We start from the raw sequence: 15,357 nt of genomic DNA on the forward strand, positions 1-15,357 counted from the left end.
CCCTAAAACTACTCTAGACTCTCAAGTATCTGACGTGCAAATGCGATCGCATCCTCCACAGTAGCCACTTTTCCCTCAGCTTGTGCTACGCTAATCTCTGCTAACAATTTGCCTATTGTTGGTGAAGCCGGAATATCTAATGCTATAATCAACTCCTTCCCACTCACTAAGGGGATGGGATGAGCGACCAGATCATCAGGGTTAAGGTAGCGGTTGAGCAACGGCGCGTAAGTGTGTAGTAGCTTGTCGCCGGACATCACCTCTACCAAATTATCAAGTGCTACAGCTAGCACTGCTGTAGCAGGAAACATTATATCTGCGTCCCGGAACAAAAAATACTGTTCTCGCAAAGGCATGTTACTTACTTTGAGTTGCGGAAACAATCTCAAAGATGTAGTTACACCTCGAATTTCCGCACGGCTATAAGTTAGTTCCTGTAGCTCCAATTCTGCTGCTTCTGGATTTGGGTTGACAAGACAAGCAAGTTTGGCAATACCTAACCAAGTAGTTTTAATGGTATCGCGTACAGACTCTTGCAGTTCCACCCCTAATTGTTGCCAGTTTTGAGCAAGTAAATTCGCTGCTTTATCAACCGCTGCTAGTTTAATCAAGCTTTCACGGGTGGCGTTTTTGAAGAAAGGAGCAAGTAAACCATCTTCCCAAGCACTGGTTATCCAAGGAGTACCCTGAGAATTTGCTAGCAGATAGCCGATTTCTACCCTAACTCGTTCGGTAGCCACTTTGCTGATGTGTGATGCCAATGAGCGAATTGTAGCTTGGGTAGCTGGCTCAATGGTAAAACCCAGTTGAGCGGCTTGGCGATAGGCTCGCATTAATCGCAAAGGGTCGTCTTCTAAGTTCGCAGGTGATACCATTCGCAAAGTAGCCTGTTGTAAATCGGCATAGCCTTGCAGAGGGTCGATAATTTCTTGCGTATGGGGATTATAGGCGATCGCATTTACTGTAAAATCTCTTCTATGCAAGTCAGTTTCTAAGCTAACTCCTTCCTGTTGGGCAAAATCAGCCGTAGCGTGAGGAAACACCACACGAGCAATTCGTCGTTTTGGGTCGAGCAGGACAAAACCAGCTTTATAATGACGAGCGATCGCTCTTGCTACTTTTACCGCATCAGATGGTATAACAAAATCTAAGTCCAGATATTCACGACTTCTGCCGAGAATCGCATCCCGCACAGCACCACCTACCATGTAAGCGGGTTTTGGCAACCATTCCAGGCTAAAAGGCCAATTTTCAGAAGCTAAGGTAGAAGGGACTGAAGGATGCATTGTAATAAAAATCAACCCAGCAGTTAATGAATAACAGTTTGACTTAAGCTAGATTAACAATAAAGGCTCTGGAGTTGGTTCTATTATGTGTATTTGCGTGAATTGCCACTATGTAGACCGCTGTGCAACCTACAATGCCGTAGAAACACAGCACCAACAGCCCCATTTGACCGAAACCCCAGATTTTGATCCGAATGAACCTTCTATCAATGTTAACATCCGTACCAAAGACGATTTCATTGAAATGGAGTGGGATGTTGTTGGTTGTCTCAGCTTTAAGCGGGAAATGGGTAAGTGGTCGAAATTGCGTCCAGGTGAATTAGTACCAACGTGAAAACAAAACAAGATTCCCTACTTCTTTAAGAAGTAGGGAATCTGAACCTTATAAAAATAGATATTTACATTTACTTTGACAACTGACCTAGAACATCTCGAAACAACAAAATACGCTTTAGCACTGCACACCACTACTCCCGAATTGGGTTTAGTAATTAGTAATTTTGCAGGCGAAACCCGCTTTAATATTTGGAATTTGGGGCGAGATTTATCCAGTCATATACATCAATATTTAATTGAGTTTATCAAACCGCAAACTTGGACAGATTTGGCGTTTATTGCAGTAGCAAAAGGGCCGGGTGGCTTTACTGGAACTCGCATTGGTGTTGTCACTGCCCGAACTTTGGGACAACAGTTAGATATACCTGTGTTTGTGATTTCCACTTTAGCTGCGGTAGCTTGGTCAGAAGCAAGCACAAATCAAAATACCAAAACTTTTGCTGTGGAAATGCCAGCACAAAGGGGTAAAATTTTTGCAGCTATTTATCAACTGACACCAGATAATTGCGGACTAATAGCCTTATTGCCAGATACAGTATTCACACCAGAAGCATGGCAGGAAACTTTAGCTAACTGGAATACCAGTTATCAGCTAATTGAAGCAAAATCTGGGTTAGCAGGAACGGCGACAAGTATCCTAGAACTAGCTTATCTTGATTGGCAACAAGGTAAACGTCCTCATTGGTCAGAGGCTTTACCGTATTATGGGCAACATCCGGTAGACATGTGAGAAGAGAGCATAATTGCATTTGGCAGAATATTTTGAACTCATGCTTGTCAACTGCCTTTACATCGGTTTTCTATTAAAGATGTTTCGCTCCGCTCAACATGACATCTTAAATATTAAGGTATTGTTTTTTTATTCCAATAATAAGGATGCTATAGATGGTTGCTCAAACTCAAGAACTTGAAGCCCAGCACTGGGTAAAAACTCGTTCTTCCCTCGATCCCTCCCAATCCACTTTCTTAACCTGGAAAGGGAAAATTTACGCATTTATTCCCGGCGAGAAGAGACAACTCCTGTTTAAAATACTGGGGTTGAGCGTTAGCAGGTGTATTCCCACACAAGAAGGTAGCTGGGATTTTACCTCTAGGGAACTAACTTATTACCTAAACCCAGAAACAGATGAGATTTTGCCCAAATGGGAGAATCCTTGGACAGGTGAGACAGTATCAGTACTCCATGTTGCTAATAATCCTGTGCAAGGTAAATTTCAGGGCAAGTTTCCAGCGCAAGTAGAAGGAGACAACACAACCTTTGTGTTTGATTTATTTCCTACTTACCCCAATCCTCTGGCAGATGATCGCAAATTTGCCGAATACACTCCATATCCAATTTATCAGGCAGCGGAATTGTTTAAACTTACCGTGCCAACCGCAGATTTATTTAACTCAGCACTCCCCTCCGTTTCTCAACTTCAGCTGAGTTGGGATAGAATTGGTCAATGGCTTCCTTGGATGAAAATGGGCGATCGCCCTGGTAATCTGATCTACAGTGCTTTTGGAAGCAAAGTTAGCGGTTTAACAGAATTACCCCAACTGTTGCAAGACGAAATAAATACCCGCATTCCTTTATATAAACAAGCCCCAAAAGCATTTGTAGAAGGGGAAGATATGACATCCTGGTTGTACTTTCAAAAGCACTTTCAGGCTTATTTGGCTGGTGAAACCTTCCCGCTTCCACAACCAGAGGAGGAGTAAATTAGCTTAAAATCAACATTTAACTCTTGGCTGGAGAGATGTGGGAATTTCTCCAAGTTGCGATCGCTTATACTTCAGTCAAGGTAGTAGGCGATCGCTATAATAGTTGCAATCGTTACCAGTGCGCGGATGGGTAGGTGTTGCTCAAGAGGTGATTGAAAAAATGGCTGAATCTCTCTATATACGATAAGTTGAGGACAATAACACTTTCAAATCATTCGCGCACCTTATCAGGACTGACTTTTAGCCATTTGCATCTAGTCAAATTACAACTGCTTATGTTATGATTTCCCCATTCGCGCAACAGAACCTTGAAAACCAAATAAAACAAGGCTTTCAGATCCCGGTGATTTCAATTAACTAAAATCCCTATTAGGGATTGAAACAAGCTCATATTGATAAAAAATCCAGCAATTAAATTTCAATTAACTAAAATCCCTATTAGGGATTGAAACCTATATTGATATGGTCAATGAACAATATCAAGAAATTTCAATTAACTAAAATCCCTATTAGGGATTGAAACTTAGTTAGTGGTAATTCTTCCTTTGCCGTAATCATATTTCAATTAACTAAAATCCCTATTAGGGATTGAAACTTTTATAAACAAGTACGTTGAAGAATCACCACGTACAATTTCAATTAACTAAAATCCCTATTAGGGATTGAAACAGCAAGCGATCGCTGAGTAAACATTGGGGTAGTGATTTCAATTAACTAAAATCCCTATTAGGGATTGAAACTTTATACAACTCTTTAAACTAACTACATATAAATACAATTTCAATTAACTAAAATCCCTATTAGGGATTGAAACCAAGACACCACCATTACCGTTGACGGAATCCTGCAAGATTTCAATTAACTAAAATCCCTATTAGGGATTGAAACAAAACGTAAGTCTAGCCATGCGCTATGAGTCTGACGAATTTCAATTAACTAAAATCCCTATTAGGGATTGAAACCTTACAATCAATGCGTTACCCGTACTGGCAGGCTTAGTATTTCAATTAACTAAAATCCCTATTAGGGATTGAAACAAAAATTCTTAGTTCTCTATCCCAACTACTACCATTTCAATTAACTAAAATCCCTATTAGGGATTGAAACATTAACTCATTCAATTTTTGGGCTTGATAGCTATTATTTCAATTAACTAAAATCCCTATTAGGGATTGAAACTTATTAAAACAGCAAAAATGCAATAGTGCAATACCATTTCAATTAACTAAAATCCCTATTAGGGATTGAAACCTGAACATCTATAGATTTGGCGTTGACTTTTAAGGATTTCAATTAACTAAAATCCCTATTAGGGATTGAAACAACAAACACTAACAAGTTAGCTTTGAGCTTACTTATTTCAATTAACTAAAATCCCTATTAGGGATTGAAACATTTACGCCAACAATACACTGATTGCCAACAACTATTTCAATTAACTAAAATCCCTATTAGGGATTGAAACTCATGAAGAATTTGGTATTACGGTCGTAAAAGATTTCAATTAACTAAAATCCCTATTAGGGATTGAAACTTACCACAGAATCCCTGATTAGATTGATTTAATAATTTCAATTAACTAAAATCCCTATTAGGGATTGAAACAAATCGAATTTTTGCAAGGGCTATAATTGTGGCGATTTCAATTAACTAAAATCCCTATTAGGGATTGAAACTCCGCCACTGATGAACATTCCAGTACTTGCTATAGAATTTCAATTAACTAAAATCCCTATTAGGGATTGAAACTTGAATGAAGGAGCGATGTTTGCTAGCTCCAAAGATTTCAATTAACTAAAATCCCTATTAGGGATTGAAACGTCGCCAATCTTCAGCAACGGAGCTAGGGTATTGGGCGAATTTCAATTAACTAAAATCCCTATTAGGGATTGAAACCCCTCGGAATCAATATGGAGATTTGCAGGATACATTTCAATTAACTAAAATCCCTATTAGGGATTGAAACAATTACAGCAATACTACTTATGTAAGCCATAGAAAATTTCAATTAACTAAAATCCCTATTAGGGATTGAAACGTTAATTCGGAATGCCCAGATTTTTGAGTGGTGTGAATTTCAATTAACTAAAATCCCTATTAGGGATTGAAACTTAGCTGGATCATCGGCTTCAACTCCCTTGATCATATTTCAATTAACTAAAATCCCTATTAGGGATTGAAACTCAATAATTCTTTGGCAGTACACCGGCCCAGAAATTTCAATTAACTAAAATCCCTATTAGGGATTGAAACATCGTGCTAGTATCGCCATCCTTCATGGTGCAAGATTTCAATTAACTAAAATCCCTATTAGGGATTGAAACTTTGGAAAGAGTATCAGTAGTTCTTTCAGCAGCATATTTCAATTAACTAAAATCCCTATTAGGGATTGAAACCTTTGGCGATGTGACGGAGCCTAACTAATGGACGATTTCAATTAACTAAAATCCCTATTAGGGATTGAAACATTTAAGGATGGGGTGACTTATGGCAGCAGAAAAATTTCAATTAACTAAAATCCCTATTAGGGATTGAAACCGAGATACTGCGACAAGAAGGCGGTGGCTGGCAGAATTTCAATTAACTAAAATCCCTATTAGGGATTGAAACAACAACGGAATACCTAGGATCCATGCGGCCGGCTGCAACTGATTTCAATTAACTAAAATCCCTATTAGGGATTGAAACATCCTGATGCAGACATACAAGACTACGCAGACATATTTCAATTAACTAAAATCCCTATTAGGGATTGAAACAATACTCAGTACCTGGGGTGTAATTGTAAACAAGATTTCAATTAACTAAAATCCCTATTAGGGATTGAAACGCTAAAGGTATTTTCCTTTCTATGGAATCTACCCATTTCAATTAACTAAAATCCCTATTAGGGATTGAAACAAATCAGCTAACTCCCAAACTTGCTCGGTTACATTTCAATTAACTAAAATCCCTATTAGGGATTGAAACAGAACAGGAAGCAAAAGATATATGGAATGACTTTTTTATTTCAATTAACTAAAATCCCTATTAGGGATTGAAACTCACTCAGCGCTGGCAGGTCTTTCTATGCCTCAGATTTCAATTAACTAAAATCCCTATTAGGGATTGAAACGCAGCTGATGTTAGTAGAATACTTGGATTGCTTTATTTCAATTAACTAAAATCCCTATTAGGGATTGAAACTTTCTGGTAAATCCGCCGCTGTGGCTGGTGTAGTATTTCAATTAACTAAAATCCCTATTAGGGATTGAAACATGCTTGCTGTATCGCCATCCTTCATTGTGCAAGATTTCAATTAACTAAAATCCCTATTAGGGATTGAAACTAAATTCATCGCGCACTATTGATTTAACTTCTGCTATTTCAATTAACTAAAATCCCTATTAGGGATTGAAACGCATCTTCTGGACGCATTGCCAAAGCTGAGGTGAATTTCAATTAACTAAAATCCCTATTAGGGATTGAAACAAACCATATCGTTACGTATTTTGGACAGAACCATAATTTCAATTAACTAAAATCCCTATTAGGGATTGAAACAACTAATAATTGCAACTAATACTTCGTTGTTTAATATATTTCAATTAACTAAAATCCCTATTAGGGATTGAAACAAAAAGTCAGAATCGAAGAAGCAAGGTTTGGATCATTTCAATTAACTAAAATCCCTATTAGGGATTGAAACTTTACTTGAAATCTCATGGTTTATGTCCTTGTTTTGATTTCAATTAACTAAAATCCCTATTAGGGATTGAAACAGTGCTAGACATAGACTACGCCAAAGGAGACTACCATTTCAATTAACTAAAATCCCTATTAGGGATTGAAACGCCTTGTCTATAATTTGCACCAAAAGCAGTAAAGATTTCAATTAACTAAAATCCCTATTAGGGATTGAAACAGAAAGTCCTTCTATTTGTGCCCAATCAGCATTAGATTTCAATTAACTAAAATCCCTATTAGGGATTGAAACAAAGTGATTGACTTTTGCTTGCCGGAATTCAATGATTTCAATTAACTAAAATCCCTATTAGGGATTGAAACGCTCGTGATATTGATAGCGCGAAAGCATTTGGTGGAATTTCAATTAACTAAAATCCCTATTAGGGATTGAAACCTTACTCACAGTTACTTAGCGCCACTCGCAACACATATTTCAATTAACTAAAATCCCTATTAGGGATTGAAACACTTGCATTTTCTGTTGCGCCGAAGAAAACACCAGGTAAACCCAGAACACTAAGATTTCAATTAACTAAAATCCCTATTAGGGATTGAAACACTTGCATTTTCTGTTGCGCCTCCACTGTTGCATTTCAATTAACTAAAATCCCTATTAGGGATTGAAACCTTGAAAGCGATCGCTTAACACTCCTGCATCAGTGTTCCAAATTTCAATTAACTAAAATCCCTATTAGGGATTGAAACAAGCTATATTGGATGTTTATGATGTTGCTAGAATATTTCAATTAACTAAAATCCCTATTAGGGATTGAAACAGCTTTTGAAGATAGGCAATCAGATGGTGATGGCAAATTTCAATTAACTAAAATCCCTATTAGGGATTGAAACTAGCCGCGAAGGCTGTGAAGATATTCAATGTCTCAAATTTCAATTAACTAAAATCCCTATTAGGGATTGAAACCAATGAGCAGCAATACGCCATCCGCGTAACCTATCATTTCAATTAACTAAAATCCCTATTAGGGATTGAAACACGCAAGCAATATTCCTCGACTTGGTGGGCAAACAAAATTTCAATTAACTAAAATCCCTATTAGGGATTGAAACGCTTATTCAAAAATTTATATAAATTAATAGTCCCATTTCAATTAACTAAAATCCCTATTAGGGATTGAAACTAACTCAAATGCCCGAATTAAAATAATCGGGCATAATTTCAATTAACTAAAATCCCTATTAGGGATTGAAACAAGGAGACTAAATCATGGAAGTTCGTAAGCTTTTAATTTCAATTAACTAAAATCCCTATTAGGGATTGAAACATCGAAGCACACATAAACAGTACCAAACGTATTAAATTTCAATTAACTAAAATCCCTATTAGGGATTGAAACCACTATCAAGTACAATAAGCGGTTGTGCATGGCAAATTTCAATTAACTAAAATCCCTATTAGGGATTGAAACGCTTTTATTTGCTTGTTCCCAATTGCAAGAACGAATTTCAATTAACTAAAATCCCTATTAGGGATTGAAACAAATTTTCCGAAATGGATGATACTGAAAAAGTTGAAATTTCAATTAACTAAAATCCCTATTAGGGATTGAAACTTTGATTATTGCTGGTACTGATCATCGCCCTGACATTTCAATTAACTAAAATCCCTATTAGGGATTGAAACGTCTTTATCTGGTAAAGCTAGATGGTGCGCTCGATAATTTCAATTAACTAAAATCCCTATTAGGGATTGAAACAGCGATCGCTACCCCTATGGGGGTATCCCAAGCAGCAACAGGATTTCAATTAACTAAAATCCCTATTAGGGATTGAAACCTATTAAAGCTTCTTGATAAGTTGAATATCTCATGCAATTTCAATTAACTAAAATCCCTATTAGGGATTGAAACAAATAGTATAGGTAACAGCCTTTCCCCGGTAAGATTTCAATTAACTAAAATCCCTATTAGGGATTGAAACCTCTCATTTCACGAGCTAAAACCTCAAGTCCTTGTATTTCAATTAACTAAAATCCCTATTAGGGATTGAAACGTTACCACCTGCTAGGGCAGAAACTAGAGTTAATCTGTGATATTTCAATTAACTAAAATCCCTATTAGGGATTGAAACACCAAGTCCATCACCAAGTCCAATTTCAATTAACTAAAATCCCTATTAGGGATTGAAACCAAGTAATACCGCAGTTGCATAATTAGCTACTTTGTATTTCAATTAACTAAAATCCCTATTAGGGATTGAAACAGAACAGAGGATACTGTTTTAATAATTCTTCACGATTTCAATTAACTAAAATCCCTATTAGGGATTGAAACTTTTAAAAGCGGCGGGAACTGTTGCGGCGGTTGGTGTAATTTCAATTAACTAAAATCCCTATTAGGGATTGAAACTAGTCGATTGGAGTAGGTAAATGTCTCTTCCAGGTATTTCAATTAACTAAAATCCCTATTAGGGATTGAAACTTATTACTGGTGAAGTTGAACCTTCCGACGAGATTTCAATTAACTAAAATCCCTATTAGGGATTGAAACATCCAGATATGTACATTAGGCACATGAGTTTGAATTTCAATTAACTAAAATCCCTATTAGGGATTGAAACATCTATGGCGTCGGAGTCTAAGTTCTTGTAGAATTTCAATTAACTAAAATCCCTATTAGGGATTGAAACCTTGGAGAAACTGCTGGTGGTAATAGTATCTTTAGAATTTCAATTAACTAAAATCCCTATTAGGGATTGAAACTAGTTTTTTAATAGCTTCAATTACTAAATGTAAAATTTCAATTAACTAAAATCCCTATTAGGGATTGAAACAGCAGCAACAAAGTCATTAACTCATTCGATTTTTGATTTCAATTAACTAAAATCCCTATTAGGGATTGAAACACGTGTAGAGTACGAAAAACTCAAGACTGGAGGTATTTCAATTAACTAAAATCCCTATTAGGGATTGAAACCAGTTGCGTAAGTTTGTAAAGCAAGGGTTTTTGATTTCAATTAACTAAAATCCCTATTAGGGATTGAAACCCAAACTTCGCTATTAGAAGGCATTTCCAACATAATTTCAATTAACTAAAATCCCTATTAGGGATTGAAACCAAGCACCAAGAACTCCTGAAATCATACATCAGATTTCAATTAACTAAAATCCCTATTAGGGATTGAAACCTTTGCCCAATGACGCGGGGACTTGTGGGAACATTTCAATTAACTAAAATCCCTATTAGGGATTGAAACCTATAACCTTCTTCACATGAGTAAGAAATTCAATATCATTTCAATTAACTAAAATCCCTATTAGGGATTGAAACTTGACTTGTGAATGCTCATATAGCCCAAAATAGATGAATTTCAATTAACTAAAATCCCTATTAGGGATTGAAACTTTGAGTAGCCGTGGCAGTGGTCAGCGCTCGGATATCCATTTCAATTAACTAAAATCCCTATTAGGGATTGAAACGAGGCTAAATCAACGCTAGTCGGCTTAACAGTTGGATTTCAATTAACTAAAATTCCTATTAGGGATTGAAACAGCTTGCCATTATCGTCTAACAGCCAGTTAGAATATATTTCAATTAAATAAAATCCCTATTAGGGATTGAAACATTTAATCTCTACAAAGTGCTGTGGCTCTATGCTGCCAAAAATTTCAATTAACTAAAATCCCTATTAGGGATTGAAACAACAAGGTTATGCCTCTTCTTAATTTTTTGGCATATTTCAATTAACTAAAATCCCTATTAGGGATAAAAACATGTAATCAGCGGTAGAGCCAATTTCTTTTCTTATTCCAAATCGAGTGTTGAAAACTCTTATCTTTGCGTCTTTGCGCCTCTGCGTGAGATTAAATTCATACTGCAACCCTTAGCAGTAATACAGTCAATTTATACCCATCCAGACTTGAGAACATGCGTATAAAGCCTTCCAACAAAGTAGAGATGGATTGCCAACTTGAATTTCTCAAAGCCGATAGTGCTTGATTATATATTTTAAGTTATGTACAAAAGAGATGCGATCGCCTCCTGCAGAGTGTAGCCCATCGCACCCATGTGCGACATAAGTTTTTAGCTTCAACTGAATCATAGGGTGGGAAAATAAGGATGAGCAATACTCATTCCCAAACTTGCTGGGTTATTTGCTTAAGACAGATAAACAGAAAATTTATTAATATTTATGACTTCAACCGTTCCCGCTAAAACTCGGAAGTTACCAATCCAAGCGATAGGAGCCAAGATTTTCCACTCGTGTAACATCATTAGCCTGTCGCTCATGGTGACAAGTGGACTACAAATTTACAACGCCAACCCTGTTTTTGGTGGACGTGCAGGTTTACACGTTCCTCCAATATTTACATTAGGAGGTTGGCTTGCGGGAGGTAGACACTGGCATTTTGCAGCAATGTGGTTATTCTCGCTCAATCTCTTATGGTATGGAATTTATGTTTTAATTACCCGACGTTGGCGACATCGATTTGTAGGAGTCAATGACTTCAAAGCATTACAAAAAACTCAAAATTCCCACCGTTTATTTTATGCTTGGCATCGTATTGTCTATACAGCCATTATTCCTATCTTATTACTGGCGTTATTTACAGGAATAGGAATGTATAAACCTGCTCAATTTCCTTGGATTGTGGATATGTTTGGCAGTTGGCAAGCACTGCGTATTGTTCACTTTGCATCAGTACCAATGTTTATCCTCTTTGTAATAATTCACTCTTTATTAGGACGTAAAGCCGGAGGTTCCCAACTTACGGAATCAATGTTTTGGTAAACTTTTTAAATCACACTCTAAAAATGAACTTTTTTGATAAATTGAATGGTAATATCTCACAAAATCAAAGCTTACTATTTGTAGGACTTGATCCAAATCCAGAGATGATGCCTAGCCGTTATGAATCTCAAGATATTATCGCTGGGTTATGGAAGTGGTTGCAATTCATTATCGCTGAGACTGCTGATTTTGTTTGTGCTTATAAACCGACACTTGGCTTTTATGAAGCGTTGGGTATTCCAGGTTTAGAACTACTGCATAAAACTTTAGTAGCTATTCCAGCCCACATCCCAATTATTTTGGATGCTAAACACAGTGACTTAAATACCAGCAGCATTTTTGCTCGTGCTGTGTTTGCAGAATGGCATGTCGATGCAATCACTCTCAGTCCTTATACTGGACAAGATCATGTAGTACCTTTTTTGGTATATCCTGATAAAGCAGTGTTTATTTTATGTTGTACTTCTAATCCAGGAGCAGAAGCTTTACAACAATATCCTCCGAACCAATTACCGCTTTATTTGCAAGTGGTAAAAGAATCAAAAACCTGGGGAACTCCAGAACAATTAGGTTTAGAAGTGGGAACTACAAATCCTGAAGTTTTGGCGCTGATTCGGGGAGTTGCTCCTGAGAGAATTATCATGGCGCGTAGCATCTGGGCTGAGGGCGGAAACCTAAAGCAAATTTTAGAAGCAGGCTTGAATGCTAGTGGTGATGGCTTGCTGATTCCGGTTCCTCAAGATATGTTGGGAAACACACATTTATCTGAGCAAATCCAGTCTTTACGTGCAGAAATTAACCAAATAAAAGCTGAAATTATTCAGGAAAATTCTACGTGTTCTGTATGGTTGCCTAATGTTTGTTTTTTAAATCAGCATCCTCAACAGGATTTGATTTTACAACTTTATGATATTGGCTGCATTATGTTTGGCAAATTTGTCCAAGCATCAGGAGCCATATTTCCTTATTATATCGACTTACGCAAAATCATTTCTAATCCCCAAGTTTTTAGTCAAGTTATCACTGCTTATGAAGATATTTTGAAAAATCTCAATTTTGATAGAGTAGCAGGTATTCCCTACGGTTCTTTGCCAACTGCTACTGGTTTAGCCTTGCGCCTTCACTGTCCGATGATTTTTCCTCGTAAAGAGGTGAAAGCACACGGAACTCGCAGAGTAATTGAGGGGAACTTTCAGCCTGGTGAAACGGTTGTGGTGGTTGATGACATTCTCATCAGCGGCAAAAGTGTCATGGAAGGGGCAGAAAAGTTAAAATCAGCGGGATTAAATGTTAACGATATTGTGGTATTTATCGATCATGAACAAGGGGTAAGAGACAGGTTACAAAATAATGGTTATTGCAGTCATGCGGTTTTAACTATTTCGGAAATTACCACAACTCTATATCAAGCAGGAAGAATAAATGATGAGCAATTGTTAGCTTTTAACGAAAGTTAGAGTAGCGATCGCCTATTACATTGTATCACTCCTAACACTAGTCATCTTTAATGCCCAAGCAGTCCTTGGGCATCAGAATAATTTTGAATTTTGAACAAATTTATGATTTTTTCTCTCAAACAACTACTTAAATGGTTAATTTTAACACTGCTATTTCCTTTAGTTTTTCTCAATGGTTGGCTGGCGTTTCGGCTGTTTCAAAATTTCCAACCCCTGGTAACAATTCTTATTTTAGCTACTTTATTTGCCTTTATTTTAAATTACCCTGTTTCGGTTCTCCAGCAGCGGGGAGTTCAACGTAACTATGCGGTATCTTTAGTTTTTATATTAGCCTTAGTTATTTTAATTGCTTTGGGTATTACTTTAGTACCCATCGTTTTAGAGCAATTTCATGAAATGGCTAAACTACTCCCCCAATGGATTGATTCTAGTGAAGAAAAACTTCAGAGATTAAATGATTGGGCTTTTAGTCATAAGTTAAAGGTCAATTTCAGTCAGATCTTAACACGAGTTACGGATGGTTTACCTGATGAATTAGAGTACCTTTCTGATAAACTTTTAGGCATTATTATAGATACTATTGATAGTATATCTGAAGCATTAATTACAGTAGTGCTGACTTTTTATCTTTTATTAGATGGCCCAAGACTTTGGGAGGGGTTATTTAAAAAATTACCTGGAACTTTTGCTGGGCGAGTTAGCCAATCTATTCAGCAAAACTTTCAAAATTATTTGATTGGCCAAGGAACTTTGGCTTTGCTGATGGGAGTTTCAGAAACATTAATGTTTTTAGCTTTTCAAGTCCAGTTTGGTTTACTCTTTGGGTTTGGAGTTGGGCTTTTGAGCTTAATTCCCTTTGGTGATGTTGTAAGTCTTGTTGTAATAACTTTAATCATAGCCTCACACAACTTTTGGCTAGCAGTCAAGGTTTTTGCAGTAGCTATTATAATCGACCAATTAATTGATCAGGCGATCGCACCACGGCTTTTGGGCAAATTTACAGGGATAAGACCAATTTGGGTATTAATTGCCTTGCTAGCAGGAACTAATGTTGGAGGAGTATTAGGCTTGCTAATTGCGGTTCCTGTAGCTGGTTTTATCAAAGATGCGGCAGATGGTTTTGCTAAATCTGGTTATTCTGAAAATGTAACTGAGAGTGAAGCGACATCAGAATTATTGGCAGAGAAACCAATATCACAATGAGTTGTGGATAAAATGAGACGCCATCTCTGCCGCTAAAGGTAAGTTGCAACGGTATCATTAAGGATGGGGTGTAATTGTCAGGATAGTTATAAACTCCTTGTTCAAATCCGTAATACCAAAAAACTCGAAAAGCCGCAGGTGTTTTGTTTTCTACATAGGCTTCAAAAATCTCTTATCCATTGGGCCCTGATAAAGATTCATATTTGTGAGTATTCAAACTAGGGTGTCGTAGGTTTATTTCCATTAAACCTAACGTTTTTAAAACTTTTTGGTACTTTTTAGAGTCAGTTTGTTGTAGCTTAGCTAGTGCTCTACTAGCCTCAGTTGAAAATATTATCTTAAAATTCACTATTACTCAGTATTGCAGATTAACCTCGTAACAAGGATTATATGTTGAGATCAGTGTCTAGGGCTAGTGTCCTGGTGTCCTCTTTGTGTGGTGGAGACACACTAGTCATCAATTTCTAAATCCGCATACTGGGTAAACGAGCCTAAGTCGTGAAGTTCATCAGAACTTGCCTGTTTCATACCAACTTTTAAGGAGGTATGAGCTACAGAATTTTGCCATATCCAAAGTTCCCTTTCTGGAATGTTTACAACTGGGTCTAGCAGAATTTACCCTGCTTCATTAATAAGGACTCGGTAACTCTTTGCTTTGGCAGCAGTACCCAAGGTTAATCATTCTCTGTCATCAGTTTTGACAGTATCTTTAACTATATGGAAGTTTTGATTTTCAATCATATTGCTGCCATATCCTAAATTCATTATAAGCAGCTGTCATTAAGTGAGTATTGCCCACTAAAAAGGAATTGCATAAAAAAACCCCCAGCATTTCTACTAGGGGTGAGAATTAATACCATTTCACTTTATGTTTGCCGGAGATGCCCCCGTCTAAA

7 protein-coding genes and 2 CRISPR repeat arrays are annotated in these 15,357 nt (G+C 37.1%); of the genes, 6 read left to right on the top strand and 1 reads right to left on the bottom strand.

Annotation, left to right across the window (positions count from 1 at the left end):
- Positions 1–8: 8 nt before the first annotated feature.
- Positions 9–1,286: a CCA tRNA nucleotidyltransferase gene (locus HCR01_RS10295; RefSeq protein ID WP_193196114.1), complete on the bottom strand. Its 1,278-nt coding sequence runs from the start codon at positions 1,284–1,286 to the stop codon at positions 9–11.
- A gap of 85 nt (positions 1,287–1,371) precedes the next feature.
- Between HCR01_RS10295 and HCR01_RS10300 the strand changes: the two genes are divergently transcribed.
- From HCR01_RS10300 to HCR01_RS10325, 6 genes are all read left to right on the top strand, one after another.
- Positions 1,372–1,620, top strand: coding sequence for a Ycf34 family protein (locus HCR01_RS10300; protein ID WP_162394043.1), 249 nt, complete (start codon positions 1,372–1,374; stop codon positions 1,618–1,620).
- Positions 1,621–1,695: 75 nt separating this feature from the next.
- The gene (gene tsaB / locus HCR01_RS10305; RefSeq protein ID WP_193196115.1) at positions 1,696–2,352 is read left to right on the top strand and encodes a tRNA (adenosine(37)-N6)-threonylcarbamoyltransferase complex dimerization subunit type 1 TsaB; all 657 of its coding nucleotides are present in this window, start codon (positions 1,696–1,698) and stop codon (positions 2,350–2,352) included.
- 155 nt (positions 2,353–2,507) lie between these two features.
- Complete coding sequence (locus tag HCR01_RS10310; RefSeq protein WP_193196116.1) at positions 2,508–3,323, top strand: DUF1838 domain-containing protein; 816 nt, start codon at positions 2,508–2,510, stop codon at positions 3,321–3,323.
- Between the two features lie 349 nt (positions 3,324–3,672).
- Positions 3,673–9,141: a CRISPR direct-repeat array (repeat unit 37 nt; unit sequence ATTTCAATTAACTAAAATCCCTATTAGGGATTGAAAC).
- A gap of 94 nt (positions 9,142–9,235) precedes the next feature.
- A CRISPR array of direct repeats spans positions 9,236–10,782; the repeat unit is 37 nt; unit sequence ATTTCAATTAACTAAAATCCCTATTAGGGATTGAAAC.
- A gap of 419 nt (positions 10,783–11,201) precedes the next feature.
- Entirely contained in the window at positions 11,202–11,801 is a 600-nt protein-coding gene (locus HCR01_RS10315) for a cytochrome b/b6 domain-containing protein (protein WP_193196117.1), read from the top strand.
- 23 nt (positions 11,802–11,824) lie between these two features.
- The gene (locus tag HCR01_RS10320) at positions 11,825–13,258 is read left to right on the top strand and encodes a bifunctional orotidine-5'-phosphate decarboxylase/orotate phosphoribosyltransferase (protein WP_193196118.1); all 1,434 of its coding nucleotides are present in this window, start codon (positions 11,825–11,827) and stop codon (positions 13,256–13,258) included.
- A gap of 102 nt (positions 13,259–13,360) precedes the next feature.
- A complete protein-coding gene (locus HCR01_RS10325) occupies positions 13,361–14,461 on the top strand; it encodes an AI-2E family transporter (protein WP_193196119.1) in 1,101 nt (366 codons plus the stop codon).
- The last annotated feature ends 896 nt before the right edge of the window (positions 14,462–15,357 follow it).

The sequence above is a fragment of the Nostoc sp. MG11 genome (genome assembly GCF_014904695.1).
In the GTDB taxonomy this organism is placed as follows: Bacteria; Cyanobacteriota; Cyanobacteriia; order Cyanobacteriales; family Nostocaceae; genus Komarekiella.

Excerpts from the sequence above, each read along its gene's own strand:
- HCR01_RS10300 (WP_162394043.1), top strand. The coding sequence starts at position 1,372 with ATGTGTATTTGCGTGAATTGCCACTATGTAGACCGCTGTGCAACCTAC.
- HCR01_RS10320 (WP_193196118.1), top strand. The coding sequence starts at position 11,825 with ATGAACTTTTTTGATAAATTGAATGGTAATATCTCACAAAATCAAAGC.
- HCR01_RS10315 (WP_193196117.1), top strand. The coding sequence starts at position 11,202 with ATGACTTCAACCGTTCCCGCTAAAACTCGGAAGTTACCAATCCAAGCG.
- HCR01_RS10310 (WP_193196116.1), top strand. The coding sequence starts at position 2,508 with ATGGTTGCTCAAACTCAAGAACTTGAAGCCCAGCACTGGGTAAAAACT.
- HCR01_RS10325 (WP_193196119.1), top strand. The coding sequence starts at position 13,361 with ATGATTTTTTCTCTCAAACAACTACTTAAATGGTTAATTTTAACACTG.
- HCR01_RS10295 (WP_193196114.1), bottom strand. The coding sequence starts at position 1,286 with ATGCATCCTTCAGTCCCTTCTACCTTAGCTTCTGAAAATTGGCCTTTT.